This window comes from Pseudomonas sp. PB101 (assembly GCF_009764265.1).
Lineage (GTDB): Bacteria > Pseudomonadota > Gammaproteobacteria > Pseudomonadales > Pseudomonadaceae > Aquipseudomonas.
The window spans coordinates 69,467-84,590 of sequence record NZ_RWIR01000080.1 but is presented as its reverse complement, the minus strand read 5'-3'; the positions used below and the strand labels follow the sequence as shown (position 1 = coordinate 84,590).

Genomic DNA, 15,124 nt, shown 5'->3' with positions numbered 1-15,124 from the left:
ACGTCGAACTTTGACGATTGCTCAAGGATGCTCGAGATGCTCAAACGCTGGTGTGCCGTTCCCGCGTTGCTGATGGCGTTGTCCGGACTGACCTGGGCCGCTGATTGTCCGGAAGTGCTGCAGGGCTCGCTGCCGAAGTTGCGGGCCAAGGAGTCCATCGACCTGTGCCAGCGTTATGCCGACAAACCGCTGGTGGTGATCAACACCGCGAGCTTCTGCGGTTTCGCGCCGCAGTTCGAGGGCCTTGAAGCGCTCAATCAGCGCTACAAGGGGCAAGGCCTGGAAATGTTGGGTGTGCCGTCCAACGACTTCAAGCAGGAGTCCAGGGACAGCGCCGAGACCGCGAAAGTCTGCTATGCCAACTACGGCGTGACGTTCACCATGTCTGAGCCGCAGAAGGTACGTGGCGACGGCGCCACCCATCTGTTTCAGGTACTGGCCAGGCAGAGCAGCGCACCGAAGTGGAATTTCTACAAGTATGTGATCGACCGCCAGGGTAACGTGATAGCCAACTTTTCCAGCCTGACCAAACCGAACGATCCCGAGTTTCTGGCCGCAGTGGAAAAGGCCATTGCTTCCGCGCCGCTGAAACCCTGATCGAAAGCCACAAAAAAGCCCCGTGTCGGTCACCCGAACGGGGCTTTTTTGTGGGCGAGGGGTCAACCCCGCCATGCAGCATCAGAAGCGGTAGGTTGCGCCAACACCGAAACCGTTTGCCGAGTTTTCATACTTGGAATCGTAGGTCTGGCCACGATCGTTTTCGTTTCTGATCTTGACCGACTCTTCCTTCAGGTACGAGTAGGCAACGTCGATGGTCAGGTCTTCGGTCGGGCTCCAGCCGGCACCGATGCTGAAGATGGTCCGATCGCCAGTAGGGATACGTGGCGAGCGGTCGACGTTGTTGGTCGGCGACTGATCGAAAGACAGACCGGTACGCAGGACCCATTCCTTGTTCAGCTGGTAGGAAGTACCAATGGCGTAAGCCCAGGTGTCGTGCCAGTTTTGCTCTTCGGTAATTTCACCGAACTGACCAGCCAGCACCGGTTGCACGCCATCGTTCTTGACGGTGATTTTTTCCAGCTGGCTCCAGCGGGTCCAGGTGGTACCCGCGTAAGCGGTCCACTTGTCGTTCAGCACCTGGGTGACCGAGAAGTCCACGGACTCAGGCGTGGTGATCTTCAGCGATGCATCGTACTTCTGGTTGGCACCCAGACCGATTGCGCCCAGCACGCCGTAGTTGACCTTGGTATCGCCTTCGAGTTTGTAGTCGACTTTCGAGTGGTAAGTCAGACCCAGGCGGGTGGTATCGGTCGCTTGCACCAGCACGCCGATGTTGTAGCCCAGCGCGGTGTCATCACCCTTGATCTTGACCTTGCCGTCCGGCGCCGCCTGAGTGATCGACAGGTTGGATTCCAGCGTGCCATCGATGCGGTTGATGGTCGGGCCGAAGCCGATCGACACCTTGTCGTTGAAGGCGTAGCTGACGGTTGGCTGCAGGGTGACGATTTGCACTTCGGACTTGCTGCCGAAATAGCGGCCGGCAAAGCCGTTTTCGTAGTCGGTAATCAAGCCGAATGGCACGTACACGCCTACACCGAATGCCCAATGCTCGTCGATTGGCTTGACGTAGAAGCCCATAGGAACGGTGGTGAAGGGCACCATGTCGCCATCGTTGCTACCGCTGTTAGGGCTGGAGCTGGCGTGGCTGATATCGGTTTTTGCATCGAGGAATGCAACGCCACCGGTAACCTGTTCGCGCTTGATGCGCGACATGCCGGCAGGGTTGCCATAAACAGTACTTGCGTCATCGGCAGAAGAAGATCGCCCGGCGTACCCAGTCCCCATCCCGCTGATGCTGTGTTCGTTGATGGCAAAGCCAGCTGCAAAGATCTGGGTGGATGCCATGGCAACGGCGAGGCTAATGGTGGATTTGAGCATTACTTTTTTCATTATTAGAACTCCTGGTGATCACCGGGGCGAAAATTACCAACATTTTCGCCGCAGCGCCATAGCCTGTATGGCTTGATTTAGAGCGGTTTTGTAGGACAATCGGACTAAAATCGCGACGTGTTGCGCGATATTGGATCCAGAGGTGTCAGCAGGCTACCTGATTCAGCGGCGAAACACAGGTTTGCCAGGCGCAAGTGAAATCACGCAGACGTCCCTGAGGCTGAAATGTCTGGCGCCAGATTCTGGCCATGCCCAGCAGATCATCAGGAGCGGGGAGGGGGGTGTTGTGTTCTTCCACCAGCAGCCAGGCGATGGCTGTGGCGTAACGCAGGTTGACGGTCAATTCGAGGTGCGGGCCACTCAGAAACGCATGCTGGCTGGCCAGGCCGCGGACCAGGCTTGCACGTTCCGGATCAAGGGCCAGGTAATGGTCCCAAAGGGCCTGGTGGCGGGGCTCGGCGATGCGGTACAGGCCGTGCCCACGGCGGTCATGCAGGGCGGAACCAAGGGCGGACTGGCTGGCGGCGATGCCCAGCAGCAGGGATTCGGCAGTAGCGCTATGGCGTCCGAGGTAGATCAACGTCGGACGAATCACGTAGCGGCACAGTTCGCTGGCAGCGATACCCATAAAACCCTCGAGACCTGAATTGGACGGCGATACCTGAAGGGGGGCTTGGCAGCTGTGGATCGGCTCAGGCTCGCCGCAAGCGGGTCAAGCCGCTTGAGTTGAAGTGTAGTGTCATATTCGCGCTGTAAAGGCCTGTTTTTAAAATATTTCCAGCGACCAGTTATAACCGTTATATCGGATCGTGCTTAGGCCTGGTTCGAGCGCGGTGAAATATCGGGCAATAAAAAGCCCTGCTTTTCGGGCAGGGCTTTCGGGGTTTCAGCCTTTCTGGCGTTTCAGGCAACCAGTGCCTGACGGGTACGCTCGATCACGGCCTGCAGCGGCTCGGCGCTGGAGTATTGATCGGGGTACAGGCGTTCGCTGTGACGGGCGATGCCGTGTTCGTTGACGAGGGTGAAGCTGAAGCAGCCTTTGCGAGCAGCCATGATCAGGCAGTTCATTGGTGCAAAAGCGTTGGTTAGGGTGCGAATGGCATCCTGAGTGTGGATTTGAGTAGACATTATTGGGTGTTCCTACAAATGACACGGATAAGAACCGTGCAACGTTAAAACGTTCCAGTAACGTCGATCACCATTGATCGAACGAAGAACCCGACTGGAACAAAGCAGCCAGTTTGAAGCGCTGATAAGTTGGCGCGCTTGGGCTGGCAGGTAGGTACTTAGGAGGGCAGGCAACACATCGAGGGCAAAGGTTCTGGGCCCGGGGTGAAGATCCTGATCAATTTGCAGGTTGGTTCGAGCAGAGTAGGCAGGCGGAGCAACATCCTTTGTTTTCGATTCAAAGGTTGTGTCGGCGCAAGATTTACCTGGAAACCATCGAGGTGGTCGATCCCGCTTGTTCGGTGGAGGCTTCCGTCGGGAAGGCTGTCCGGGGGGATTTGTTCGACCAGAATTGACTTTCAGCTTGGTACTAACGCCGCGGATACTAACGGATTGAACTGGCGAATGGAAGTGTGCTAGCGAAAAGATTTGCAAAGCGGATTGATTTGCCCCTGTGTCCGGTCTGAATCCGACCATTGGTCATGGAGATTTTCAGCCGCGCATCGGTCTAAATGCCGGCTTTGCCAGCGTTTATCCCCAGACAGAGCAAAAAATGCGCCGAAAAAGCGCATCGATATAACCGCCAGGAAGGCACTTGTGCACATTAGTTGCAGAGCCTGTCACCCTGCTGTCATCTCCCGTTCAAGCTCAGTGGCTGCCTGTAACCAAAATTTAAGTCAATGAAAAACATCGCTTTTTTTTACTGGTGAAAAAATCGTCAGTTTGACTGCGAGCCCCATTCCACAGGGCTTTGAGCGGGTTCAGGGGCGGTTGTCCACTGAGTTATCCACAGCTTCTGTGGATTGTCCCGAGCGCTTGCTCTAGGACGGGCGTGCCGGGATATTTTCAGCTTTACCTGTAAGAAAAAGAGAGTAAAGTTGCGCGCCTTCCGATCTGCCCCACAGTGCTTTATGAAGTTTCGCTCAGCTCCAGTTTCTTCTTCCTCTACGCCCCCGACTGTTGTCCCTACCAAGCGCTTTTCCATGCGCGTGGCGGAGTGGCTGTTGGACAGTCCGCACCTGGGTGAAAACCGCAACGTCAAACACATTGCCGGACGTCTGCTCAAGCAACCGGCCCGAGAGGGCGTGGTGGCTGCGCAAAGTCGCCTGGGCCAGTTGATGTGCCGCGAATGCGGGAATGCCCGGGACCGTCGGATCGGTCAGGACCTGCTGCGTCAGGCCGCCCGGGCAGGTGATGTCCGCGCTCAACAGGAACTGGGGCTGATCGAAGACTGAGCTGTCCAAGACCGGACGCCTTGGTTAACCTTCAGGCTTTATCCGAATGGCAGGAGTGGCTATGGCAATGGACTTGACCAGCATATTGCTGGGGCTGGCAGCGGCAGGGTTACCGTTGCTGGTATTGGCCTGGCAACTTCAGCGTCGGGCCAGCACCACGCAGGCAGACGTTGCTTTGCTGCAGGAACGCCTGGCCATGGCGCAACTGGCCCAGGACGGATTGAATGCCCAGCTCGAATCCAGCCGTGATGAAGTCGCTGATCTGACCCTCGCCAATTCCGCCAAACAGGCTGATCTGGCTGCGCTGCGTCGTGAAGTCGAATTGCTGCAGATCGAGCGCGACGACGCCCGGGACGCCGCCCATGCCTGGAACATCGAACGCGCCGGCAAAGAAGCCGAATTGCGCCGTCTGGATGCCCAGACCGCGTCGCTCAACGCCGAACTGCGCGAGCAACAGGACAGCCATCAACAACGCCTCAACGACCTGCAAGGTTCGCGGGACGAGTTGCGCGCGCAGTTTGCCGAGCTGGCGGGGAAAATTTTCGATGAGCGCGAGCAGCGTTTTGCCGAAACCAGCCAGCAGCGCCTGGGGCAGTTGCTCGATCCACTCAAGGAACGCATCCAGTCCTTCGAAAAGCGTGTCGAGGAAAGCTATCAGAACGAGGCCCGTGAGCGTTTCTCCCTGGCCAAGGAGCTGGAGCGCCTGCAGCAGCTGAATTTACGCTTGAGCGATGAAGCCACCAACCTGACCCGTGCCTTGAAAGGGCAGAAGACCCAGGGCAATTGGGGTGAGCTGATTCTTGAGCGAGTGCTTGAGCATGCGGGGCTGGAGAAGGGCCGCGAGTACCAGACTCAGGTCAATCTCAAGGGGCCGGACGGCGAGCGCTTCCAGCCGGACGTGATCATTTATCTGCCGGGCGACAAACAGGTGGTGGTCGACTCCAAGGTCAGCCTGACGGCCTATCAGCAATATGTCGCGGCTGAAGACGAGGCTATCGGCCAGATCGCCATCAAGCAGCACGTGCTGTCGTTGCGCAATCACGTCAAAGGCCTGGCCGGCAAGGACTACAAACGCCTCGATGGTCTGCACAGCCTGGATTTCGTGTTGCTCTTCGTGCCGATCGAGGCGGCGTTTTCGGCCGCACTGCAGGCTGAGCCGACGCTGTTCCAGGAGGCGTTCGACCGCAATATCGTGATCGTCAGTCCCACCACTTTGCTGGCGACCCTGCGCGTCATCGACAGCCTGTGGAAACAGGAGCGCCAGAGCCAGAATGCCCGGGAAATCGCCGAGCGAGCCGGGTGGCTGTACGACAAGTTCGTGCTGTTCATCCAGGATCTGGACGAGGTCGGCAATCGCCTGCAGCAACTGGACAAGGCCTACAGTTCGGCACGCAACAAGCTGACAGAGGGACGCGGCAACCTGGTCAGTCGCAGTGAACAACTCAAGCTGCTGGGCGCGCGGGCGAGCAAGAGCCTGCCGGCGGATTTGCTGGAGCGGGCGATGACCGATGTCGATGGGTTGGTCGAGTTGCCGGAGTAGCTGAAAGAGCTTCGCGAGCAGGCTCGCTCCCACATTGGAATGCGTTCTCCTGTGGGAGCGAGCCTGCTCGCGAAAAAACTGGAAGCATCAGTGATTACAACGGTATGTACCGGCTCAACAACGCCCGCAACGCCGCCGGTTTCACCGGTTTGGCCAGGTAGTCCAGCCCCGCCGCATGCACCAGGTCAACGGTCTCCGGTCGGCCATCGGCGCTGATCACCACCCCGGGAACCGGCTCGCCCATTTGCGTGCGCAACCAGGCCATCAGGTCGGTGCCGGTCTCGCCATGATCGAGGTGGTAATCCACCAGCGCCAATTGCGGACGCATGCCTTCGCCTAGTAACGCTGCGCACTCCTCGCGATTGCGCGCGGTCCAGACCTGGCAACCCCAGCGGCTCAGCAGGCTGTTCATACCGATCAGGATGCTGTCTTCGTTGTCGATACACAGCACCTGCGCGCCGTTGAGCAATTTGCCATTGAGCTCGGCCACTTTGATCGGCGCGGCGGTCTGCGCCCGGGCCAACGGCACGCTGACGCTGAATACGCTGCCGCGCCCCGGCCAGGAGCGTACACGCAAGGTATGACCGAGCACGCGACATAGCCCGTCGGCAATCGCCAGGCCCAGGCCCAGGCCTTTTTCAGCCCGTGTCTGGTGGCTGTCGAGGCGCTTGAATTCTTCGAAGATCACCTGTTGTTTATCTTCCGGAATACCCGGCCCACGATCCCAGACTTCCAGGCTCAGTTGTTCCTTGTGCCGGCGAACCCCCAGTAGCACCGGCCCTTTGCCATAGCGGAAAGCATTGGTCAGGAAGTTCTGCAGAATCCGGCGCAGCAGTTTGATGTCGCTGTCGACTCGCAGCGCGCTGCCGCGAACGCGGAACTCCAGTTTTTGTTCTTGCGCCAACACCCTGAACTCGGCGCCGAGGGTGTCGAACAGTTCGTTGATCGCGAACGGCTGGCGATTGGGGTTGATCTTGCCGTTCTCCAGACGGGAGATGTCCAGCAGGTCGCTGATCAAGTCCTCGGCCGAACGCAGCGAGCTGTCCAGGTGCCCGACCAGTTTCTGCGCCTCGCCCGACAAGCCATCGTCCTGATGGGAGAGGGCGGCGGAGAACAGTCGCGCCGCATTCAGCGGTTGCATCAGGTCATGGCTGACGGCCGCGAGGAAACGGGTCTTGGACTGGTTGGCCGCCTCGGCGGTGCCCTTGGCTTCGGTCAGGGCCACGTTGAGCTGCGACAATTCATGGGTGCGTTCGGTGACCCGCTGCTCCAGGCCTTCGTTGGCCTCGGTCAGCGCCTGCTCGGCTTCGCGGAACGCGGTGATGTCGGTGAAACTCATGACGAAGCCACCGCCCGGCATCGGGTTGCCGATCAGCTCGATCACCCGGCCATTGGGGAACAGTCTTTCGGACGTATGCGCGCGGCCCTGGCGCATCCAGTGCAGGCGCCGCGCGACGTGCACTTCGGCTTCGCCAGGGCCGCACAGACCGCGTTCGGCATTGTGGCGAATGATGTCGGCGATGGGCCGGCCGACTCTGATCAGGCCATCCGGGTAGTTGAACAAATCCAGGTAGCGACGGTTCCAGGCCACCAGTTTCAGCGACTGGTCGACCACGCTGATGCCCTGGGTGATGTTCTCGATGGCGCCTTGCAACAAGGCGCGGTTGAACTGCAGCACTTCCGAGGCTTCGTCGGCGATGCGCACGACGTCCTCCAGTTGCATCTCCCGGCCTTCAATGGCGGCTTTTACCACCGCGCGGGTCGAAGAGGCCCCGAGCACGCCGGCCAGCAAGCGTTCGGTATGGGCGATCCATTCACTGTCGGCGTTCTGGTTCGGGTTGAAGCCCTTGCCCTGGCGATAGGCAAAGCGGATGAAGCTTTGACGGGCGCGTTCTTCGCCGACGAAACGCGCCGCCAGTTGCAGCAGGTCGTCGATCTGCACCGCCAGCATCGAGCGGGCGCTGGGGCGGGCGCTGATTTCCTGGCCGATGAAACGGCCCGCCTGCCAGTGCTCGGAAACCCGGGTACGGGACAGCACAGAGACCCAGGCAAACAGCGTGAAATTGCCTGCCAGCGACAACACCACGCCCTGGGTCAGCGGGGTGATCGGCAGGTTCAGTGGATTGCTGTGCAACCAGGCCAGGCCCGGGAACGTGCTCAAGGACAGGCCGAGGCTATTAGCTGCAATCGGCAGGATCAGGGTGTAGAACCAGAGGAAGGTACCTGCGGCCAGCCCCGCGAAAACGCCGCGGCGGTTGGCCTGTTTCCAGTACAGCGCCCCGAGCATGGCGGGGGCCAGTTGGGTCACGGCGGCGAAGGCGATCTGGCCGATGGTCGCCAGGCTGGCGGTCGAGCCCAGCAGGCGATAACTGACGTAGGCCAACAGCAGAATCACCACGATGCTGACGCGACGCACCGACAGCATCCACTGGCGGAACACTTCGAACGGGCGCTCGGCATTGTTGCGCCGCAGCAGCCAGGGCAACAGCATGTCGTTGGAGACCATGGTCGAGAGTGCCACGCTGGCCACGATCACCATGCCGGTGGCCGCCGATGCGCCACCGATGAACGCCAGCAGGGCCAGCGCGGGGTGAGCCTGGGCCAGGGGCAGGCTGATGACGAACGAGTCCGGCAACACCGAGCTGGGCAACATCATCTGGCCAGCCAGGGCGATCGGCACGACAAACAAGGCGGCGAGGGCGAGATAGGCCGGGAACACCCACTTGGCCAGGCGCAGGTCCTGGGGATCGATGTTCTCGACGACGGTCACGTGGAACTGCCGCGGCAAGCAAATGATCGCCATCATCGCCACACCGGTCTGCACCACCATCGACGGCCAGTTGATGGTTTCCTTCCAGTACTGTTCGAGCCGCGGCGCCAGCATGGCCTGGTCGAACAGGTCCTCGAAACCGTCGTACAGGCCGTAGGTCACGAAGGCGCCGACGGCGAGAAACGCGAACAGCTTGACCAGCGATTCGAAGGCAATCGCCAACACCATGCCGCGGTGGTGCTCCGTGGCGTCGAGGTTGCGGGTACCGAATACGATGGTGAACAGCGCCAGCACCAGCGACACGATCAGCGCGGTGTCCTGGGCGCGGGTGCCCATGGCGTCGGCACCGGCGCCGATCAGCAGGTTCACGCCGAGCACGATGCCTTTGAGTTGCAGCGCGATGTAGGGCAACACACCGACCAGGCAGATCAGCGCCACCACCACCGCCAGTGATTGGGATTTGCCGTAGCGTGCAGCGATGAAGTCGGCGATCGAGGTGATGTTCTCCTGCTTGCTGATCATCACCATTTTCTGCAGGACCCACGGCGCGCCGACCAGCAACAGGATCGGCCCGAGGTAGATCGGCAGGAACGACCAGAGCTGTTCGGCGGCCTGGCCCACGGCACCGAAGAAGGTCCAGCTGGTGCAATAGACCGCCAGGGACAGGCTGTACACCCAGGCCCGCACACGCGGCGGCAAGGGCGCGCTGCGACGGTCGCCATAGAAGGCGATGGCGAACATGATGGCCATATAGGCCAGGGCGACGGCGGCTATCAGCCCGGTGGACAGCGACATGGGGACTCCAGACAAAAGACACACGGGCTTCCCGCCCGGACAGACAGTCTCGCACGACCGCCAGCGTTAGTCAGTGTCGACCAAGGTCGTGGCGTGGCGGGGTGTCGCAGGAGGATTTGCAGTGTCTGGACTGGCCTCTTCGCGAGCAGGCTCGCTCCCACAATTAATCTGTGTCGCGCACAAGAACCCCGTGGGAGCGAGCCTGCTCGCGAATGGTTTTACTGATCCAGCGCAATCTCGATCAACCGATGCAGCTCTTCAAGTTCAAGCGGCGCCTCGGAAAACAGGATGCGAAACACGATGGGCGCCGCGATCAGGTTGATCAGCCGGTCAACACCTGACACTGGCTCCTCGGGATAGCGATCCAGAATCGTCTGCAACTGCCCGCCAATGATGGTCGCGCAGTAACTCGGCTTCAGCGCCGCCTGCACGTCGCGCAGCATGTTGCGGCCGGGTTCGGAGCTCATCTCGTCCAGGTACTGTTCTGCCCAGGCCCGAATATCGCCGCGCAGGCTTCCCGTGTGGGTGGGGTCGTTGTCGGGTTGCATGCGGGCGAGGGCGACGTCGGCCAGCAGCGCCGACAAATCGCCCCAGCGACGATAGATGGTCGAGGGTGTAACGCCTGCGCGCGCGGCAATTTGCGGAACGGTCACGCTGGCGCGGTCCTGCTCCTCGAGGAGTTGGCGCACGGCCGAATGAATCGACTCTTGTACCCGCGCACTGCGCCCGCCTGGGCGTAAGGTCGGAGCTGTCATCCTGTGATTCCTGTAAAAGCCATGCTTCGGACCTTAACACAAAGAATTTGCTTTAAGAGAAATCCAGTAGCACACTGCGCAAAAGCAAAAAGTTAGCTTTTGCGGAGTGTGCCCATGTCGAGTTCTCATTCAAACCGTGCCAGCCTGTGGTTTCTGGCGATTACGCTGCTCAGCTTCCTGGCCGCCTCCACTGCGCCGACGCCGCTGTATCACCTGTACCAGGAGCAGATGCAGTTTTCGGCAGCGACCTTGACCCTGATTTTCGGCGTGTACGCCCTCAGCCTGTTGGCGGCGTTGCTGACTGTCGGCTCGCTGTCGGATTACCTGGGGCGTAAACCGGTGATCTTTACGGCGGTGCTGCTGAACATTCTGGCAATGTTGCTGTTTATCTACGCCGACAGCGTTGCGTGGCTGATCAGTGCCCGGGTCCTGCAAGGGTTTGCCACCGGCATGGCGACTGCCGTGTTGAGTGCAACCTTGCTGGACAGCGATCGCCAGCAAGGCCCGCTGATCAATAGCGTCGCGCCGTTGCTCGGCATGGCCCTGGGTGGAATGGGCTGCGGTTTGCTGGCCGAGTTTGCCCCGGCGCCGTTGCACCTGACCTATTGGCTGCTACTCGCTCTGTTCGCGATGCAGGCGGTGTTTGTCTGGCGTTTGCCGGAGAGCGTCACGCGCCAGTCCGGGGCCTGGGCCTCATTGCGACCGACCCTGCATGTGCCGGTTCAGGCGCGTGCGACGTTATGGCGGGTGTTGCCGCTCAACACGGCGACCTGGGCGCTGGGCGGATTCTACGCGTCGCTGGCGCCCTCACTGGTGCGCACGGCGACCGGTTCAACGTCGAACCTGATTGGCGGGGCGACCGTCGCCGCATTGACGGTGACCGGTGCCCTGATGATCTACACATTGCGCAATCAGGCTGCTACCAGGTCGCTGCAACTGGGCGCCAGTTCGTTGCCGGCGGGCGTCGCACTGATTCTGCTGGGTGTGCACAGCGCCAGTCTGCCGCTGTTTTTCCTCGGCACGCTGGTCGCCGGTTGTGGCTTTGGCGCCGGTTTCCTCGGGGCGGTGCGCAGCCTGGTGCCACTGGCCTTGCCCCATGAGCGCGCCGGGTTGATGTCGGCGTATTACGTGCTGAGTTATCTGGCGTTCTGCCTGCCGGCGCTGCTGGCCGGGAACCTGGCGCGGACCTTTGGTCTGGTGGCAACCACCGATGGTTATGGTGCGGTGCTGATGTTGCTGGCTCTCAGCGCAATGGCGAGTCTGCTGCGATCACGTTCGGCCAGGGTCTGCGAGGCCAACCGGTAAAATTGAGTTAGCCTTGGCCCCACTCAGCTCACTCGAAGGATCGGACCATGAAGATCATCCGCAGCAAATCGTTCACTGGCGAGCGTGCCTGGGCCGCGCTGGACATCGCCAGCATGAACGGCATCACCACGCGGCTGCACTGGACCGATCAGCCCTACAAGTGGCACGTCAACGATGGCGAGGAAGTGTTCGTGGTGCTCGATGGCCGGGTGCAGATGCGTTATCGCGAAGAGGGCGTGGAGCGGGAAGCCTTGCTCGAGGTCGGTGACATTTTTCATGCCTCGGTTGGCACTGAGCATGTGGCGCATCCGCTAGGACCGGCCCGGATATTGGTGATCGAATCGGAAGGGAGTGTCTGATGCTATATAGGCGATATCGATAAGATATAGAGATATTACCCGTTATATAGATATTCTTTTCGGATCTAACATGGGCTCTACCTCACGTGAGGACAGGAGTTCGCCATGACATGCGCCAATAGCATCAAGCCCGCAATCAAACCGTTCAGCCACTTGCAGCACCCCCGTGAGGTGATTCGTCAGTTCACCCCCAACTGGTTCGCCGCCACCATGGGCACAGGCGTGCTGGCGTTGGCACTGGCGCAATTGCCGGTCACCATACCCGGCTTGCACGCCTTTGCCGAAGGCCTCTGGCTGTTCAATATCGTCCTGTTTCTGTTGTTTACGGCGCTGTACACGGCGCGTTGGGTGCTGTTCTTCGACGAGGCGCGGCGGATCTTCGGCCACTCCACGGTTTCGATGTTTTTCGGCACCATCCCCATGGGCCTGGCGACCATCATCAACGGCTTCCTGGTGTTCGGTCTGCCGCGCTGGGGCGATGGTGTGATCCACATCGCCGAGGTGTTGTGGTGGCTGGATGTGGCCATGTCGCTGGCCTGCGGCGTGCTGATTCCCTACATGATGTTCACCCGTCAGGAGCACAGCATCGACCAGATGACCGCCGTCTGGTTGTTGCCGGTGGTTGCGGCAGAAGTGGCCGCCGCCAGCGGTGGCCTGTTGGCGCCGCATCTGGCCGACGCGCATGCGCAACTGGTGGTGCTGGTGACCAGCTACGTGCTCTGGGCCTTTTCCCTGCCGGTGGCCTTCAGCATCCTGACCATCCTGTTGCTGCGCATGGCCCTGCATAAGCTGCCCCACGAAAACATGGCCGCCTCGAGCTGGCTGGCCCTTGGCCCGATCGGCACCGGCGCGCTGGGCATGCTGGTACTGGGCGGCGACGCTCCGCTGATTTTCGCGGCGAACGCAATGCCCGGCGTCGGTGAGATTGCCGCCGGGTTGGGGCTGGTGGCCGGCATCACCCTGTGGGGTTTCGGCCTGTGGTGGATGCTGATGGCGCTGCTGATCACCGGGCGCTACCTGCGTGCCGGCATTCCCTTCAATCTGGGTTGGTGGGGCTTCACTTTCCCGTTGGGTGTCTACTCTCTGGCGACGTTGAAGCTGGCCAGTACCTTGAACTTGATGTTTTTCAGTGTGTTTGGCTGTGGGCTGGTCGCGTTGCTGGCCGTAATGTGGCTGATCGTCGGCAAGCGCACGGTGTTGGGCGCCTGGCGCGGAGAGCTGTTTGTCTCGCCGTGCATTGCCGCATTGAAGAAATAACCGGCAAAGATTAGGTAAGGTGTGGCCTGGATCGAGTTTCGATACTCCAATTACAGTATCCAGGCCACTCTCTACATAATCAGGGACACATGGAAGATGAGTCACCCCTCACAGTTCACCTTGCTGCGCACCCGGCGCTTCCTGCCGTTCTTCATTACCCAGTCCCTCGGCGCATTCAACGACAACGTGTTCAAGCAGTCGTTGATCCTGGCCATTTTGTACAAGCTGACCATCGAAGGTGACCGCTCTATCTGGGTCAACCTGTGCGCCCTGCTGTTTATCCTGCCGTTTTTCCTGTTCTCGGCCCTGGCGGGGCAATTCGGGGAAAAGTTCGCCAAGGACGCGCTGATCCGCCTGATCAAGCTTGGGGAAATAGCGATCATGGCGGTCGGCGCCGTCGGCTTCATGTTCGATCACCTGTCGTTGATGCTGCTGGCGCTGTTCGCCATGGGCACCCATTCGGCGCTGTTCGGGCCGGTGAAGTACTCGATCATGCCGCAGGCCCTGCATGAAGAGGAACTGGTGGGCGGCAACGGCCTGGTGGAAATGGGCACCTTCCTGGCGATCCTCGCCGGCACCATTGGCGCCGGGGTGATGATGTCTTCGGCGCATTACGCACCGGTGGTGTCCACGGCGATCATCGGCATTGCCGTGCTCGGCTACCTGGCCAGCCGCAGCATTCCCCGCGCGGCGGCCGCCACACCGGCGTTACGCCTGAACTGGAACATCTTCAGCCAGTCTTGGGCCACGTTGAAGCTGGGCCTGGGGCAAACGCCGGCGGTGTCACGCTCGATTGTCGGCAACTCGTGGTTCTGGTTTGTCGGGGCGATTTACCTGACGCAGATCCCGGCCTATGCCAAGGAGTGGATGCACGGCGACGAAACCGTGGTGACGCTGATTCTGACGGTGTTCTCGGTCGGCATCGCCCTGGGTTCGATGTTGTGCGAGAAGCTCTCCGGGCGCAAAGTCGAAATCGGCCTGGTGCCGTTCGGTTCATTCGGCCTGACCGTGTTCGGGCTGCTGTTGTGGTGGCATTCCGGTGGAATCCCGGACAGCGCCGCCGGCCATGGCTGGATCGAGATTCTCGGTTTTGGCCATGCCTGGCTGGTGCTGTTCGATATCCTTGGCCTGGGCGTCTTCGGCGGTTTCTACATCGTGCCGCTGTACGCGCTGATCCAGTCACGAACCGCGGAGAACGAACGGGCGCGGGTGATTGCCGCCAACAACATCCTCAACGCGTTGTTCATGGTGGTGTCGGCGATTGTCTCGATCGTCTTGCTGAGCGTGGCCAAGCTGTCGATCCCGCAGCTGTTCCTGGTGGTCTCGCTGCTGAACATCGGCGTCAACGCCTACATTTTCAGGATCGTCCCCGAGTTCACCATGCGTTTCATGATCTGGCTGCTCAGCCATTCCATGTACCGCGTCGAGCATCGCAACCTGGATCTGATCCCCGATGAAGGCGCGGCGTTGCTGGTGTGCAACCACGTGTCGTTCGTCGACGCCTTGCTGATTGGCGGCGCGGTGCGTCGGCCGATTCGCTTTGTGATGTATTACAAGATCTACAACCTGCCGGTGTTGAATTTCATCTTCCGTACCGCGGGGACGATTCCTATCGCGGGGCGTCATGAAGACATCCAGATCTACGAAAAGGCCTTCACGCGCATCGCCCGCTATCTGAAGGAAGGTGAGCTGGTGTGCATCTTCCCCGAGGGTAAATTGACCGCCGATGGCGAGATGAATGAGTTCAAGGGTGGTTTGACGCGGATTCTCGAAGAGACGCCGGTGCCGGTGATTCCGCTGGCCTTGCAGGGGTTGTGGGGGAGTTTCTTCAGCCGCGATCCGGGCAAGGGGCTGTTTCGCCGGTTGTGGTCGCGGGTGACGTTGGTGGCGGGGCCGGCGGTGGCGGTTGAGGTGGCGGAGCCGGCGAAGTTGCAGGCGTTGGTGGGGGATTTGCGCGGGGCAGTCAGATAGTCGGTGGCTGTACTGGCCCC

General features: G+C 60.4%; 12 protein-coding genes. 7 read left to right on the top strand and 5 right to left on the bottom strand.

The window, feature by feature from the left end:
- Window positions 1-36 precede the first annotated feature (36 nt).
- Window positions 37-597 (top strand): glutathione peroxidase, encoded by a 561-nt coding sequence (locus EI969_RS25250; protein ID WP_160390162.1) that lies wholly within the window; start codon window positions 37-39, stop codon window positions 595-597.
- An 81-nt stretch (window positions 598-678) separates the two neighbouring features.
- On the opposite strand, the gene EI969_RS25245 is transcribed toward EI969_RS25250, so the two are convergent.
- From EI969_RS25245 to EI969_RS25235, 3 genes are all read right to left on the bottom strand, one after another.
- Entirely contained in the window at window positions 679-1,950 is a 1,272-nt protein-coding gene (locus EI969_RS25245) for an OmpP1/FadL family transporter (RefSeq protein ID WP_160390161.1), read from the bottom strand.
- A gap of 145 nt (window positions 1,951-2,095) precedes the next feature.
- Entirely contained in the window at window positions 2,096-2,578 is a 483-nt protein-coding gene (locus EI969_RS25240; protein ID WP_160390160.1) for a hypothetical protein, read from the bottom strand.
- A 275-nt stretch (window positions 2,579-2,853) separates the two neighbouring features.
- A complete protein-coding gene (locus EI969_RS25235; protein WP_007898912.1) occupies window positions 2,854-3,078 on the bottom strand; it encodes a hypothetical protein in 225 nt (74 codons plus the stop codon).
- Window positions 3,079-4,028: 950 nt separating this feature from the next.
- Between EI969_RS25235 and EI969_RS25230 the strand changes: the two genes are divergently transcribed.
- Window positions 4,029-4,352: a sel1 repeat family protein gene (locus tag EI969_RS25230; protein ID WP_160390159.1), complete on the top strand. Its 324-nt coding sequence runs from the start codon at window positions 4,029-4,031 to the stop codon at window positions 4,350-4,352.
- 175 nt (window positions 4,353-4,527) lie between these two features.
- Entirely contained in the window at window positions 4,528-5,892 is a 1,365-nt protein-coding gene (gene rmuC, locus EI969_RS25225; protein WP_178120819.1) for a DNA recombination protein RmuC, read from the top strand.
- A 94-nt stretch (window positions 5,893-5,986) separates the two neighbouring features.
- On the opposite strand, the gene EI969_RS25220 is transcribed toward rmuC, so the two are convergent.
- Together EI969_RS25220 and EI969_RS25215 are read right to left on the bottom strand one after the other, a co-directional pair.
- A complete protein-coding gene (locus EI969_RS25220; RefSeq protein WP_160390157.1) occupies window positions 5,987-9,457 on the bottom strand; it encodes a PAS domain-containing hybrid sensor histidine kinase/response regulator in 3,471 nt (1,156 codons plus the stop codon).
- Between the two features lie 218 nt (window positions 9,458-9,675).
- Window positions 9,676-10,212 carry a TetR/AcrR family transcriptional regulator gene (locus EI969_RS25215; RefSeq protein WP_160390156.1) on the bottom strand — a complete coding sequence of 179 codons (537 nt, stop codon included), beginning with the start codon at window positions 10,210-10,212 and terminating at the stop codon, window positions 9,676-9,678.
- 114 nt (window positions 10,213-10,326) lie between these two features.
- Here EI969_RS25215 and EI969_RS25210 point away from each other — a divergent pair, with 114 nt between their 5' ends.
- From EI969_RS25210 to EI969_RS25195, 4 genes are all read left to right on the top strand, one after another.
- Complete coding sequence (locus EI969_RS25210; protein ID WP_160390155.1) at window positions 10,327-11,517, top strand: MFS transporter; 1,191 nt, start codon at window positions 10,327-10,329, stop codon at window positions 11,515-11,517.
- Window positions 11,518-11,564: 47 nt separating this feature from the next.
- Window positions 11,565-11,876, top strand: a complete 312-nt coding sequence (locus tag EI969_RS25205) for a cupin domain-containing protein (protein ID WP_160390154.1) — start codon at window positions 11,565-11,567, stop codon at window positions 11,874-11,876.
- Between the two features lie 105 nt (window positions 11,877-11,981).
- Window positions 11,982-13,133 (top strand): TDT family transporter, encoded by a 1,152-nt coding sequence (locus EI969_RS25200; RefSeq protein WP_160390153.1) that lies wholly within the window; start codon window positions 11,982-11,984, stop codon window positions 13,131-13,133.
- A 96-nt stretch (window positions 13,134-13,229) separates the two neighbouring features.
- Complete coding sequence (locus EI969_RS25195) at window positions 13,230-15,104, top strand: MFS transporter (RefSeq protein WP_160390152.1); 1,875 nt, start codon at window positions 13,230-13,232, stop codon at window positions 15,102-15,104.
- Window positions 15,105-15,124 lie beyond the last annotated feature (20 nt).

What these genes read in the sequence shown, in the direction of transcription:
- EI969_RS25245 (WP_160390161.1), bottom strand. Translation starts at nt 1,950, where the DNA reads ATGAAAAAAGTAATGCTCAAATCCACCATTAGCCTCGCCGTTGCCATG.
- EI969_RS25205 (WP_160390154.1), top strand. Translation starts at nt 11,565, where the DNA reads ATGAAGATCATCCGCAGCAAATCGTTCACTGGCGAGCGTGCCTGGGCC.
- EI969_RS25240 (WP_160390160.1), bottom strand. Translation starts at nt 2,578, where the DNA reads ATGGGTATCGCTGCCAGCGAACTGTGCCGCTACGTGATTCGTCCGACG.
- EI969_RS25220 (WP_160390157.1), bottom strand. Translation starts at nt 9,457, where the DNA reads ATGTCGCTGTCCACCGGGCTGATAGCCGCCGTCGCCCTGGCCTATATG.
- EI969_RS25210 (WP_160390155.1), top strand. Translation starts at nt 10,327, where the DNA reads ATGTCGAGTTCTCATTCAAACCGTGCCAGCCTGTGGTTTCTGGCGATT.
- EI969_RS25230 (WP_160390159.1), top strand. Translation starts at nt 4,029, where the DNA reads ATGAAGTTTCGCTCAGCTCCAGTTTCTTCTTCCTCTACGCCCCCGACT.
- EI969_RS25195 (WP_160390152.1), top strand. Translation starts at nt 13,230, where the DNA reads ATGAGTCACCCCTCACAGTTCACCTTGCTGCGCACCCGGCGCTTCCTG.
- EI969_RS25250 (WP_160390162.1), top strand. Translation starts at nt 37, where the DNA reads ATGCTCAAACGCTGGTGTGCCGTTCCCGCGTTGCTGATGGCGTTGTCC.
- EI969_RS25235 (WP_007898912.1), bottom strand. Translation starts at nt 3,078, where the DNA reads ATGTCTACTCAAATCCACACTCAGGATGCCATTCGCACCCTAACCAAC.
- EI969_RS25215 (WP_160390156.1), bottom strand. Translation starts at nt 10,212, where the DNA reads ATGACAGCTCCGACCTTACGCCCAGGCGGGCGCAGTGCGCGGGTACAA.
- EI969_RS25200 (WP_160390153.1), top strand. Translation starts at nt 11,982, where the DNA reads ATGACATGCGCCAATAGCATCAAGCCCGCAATCAAACCGTTCAGCCAC.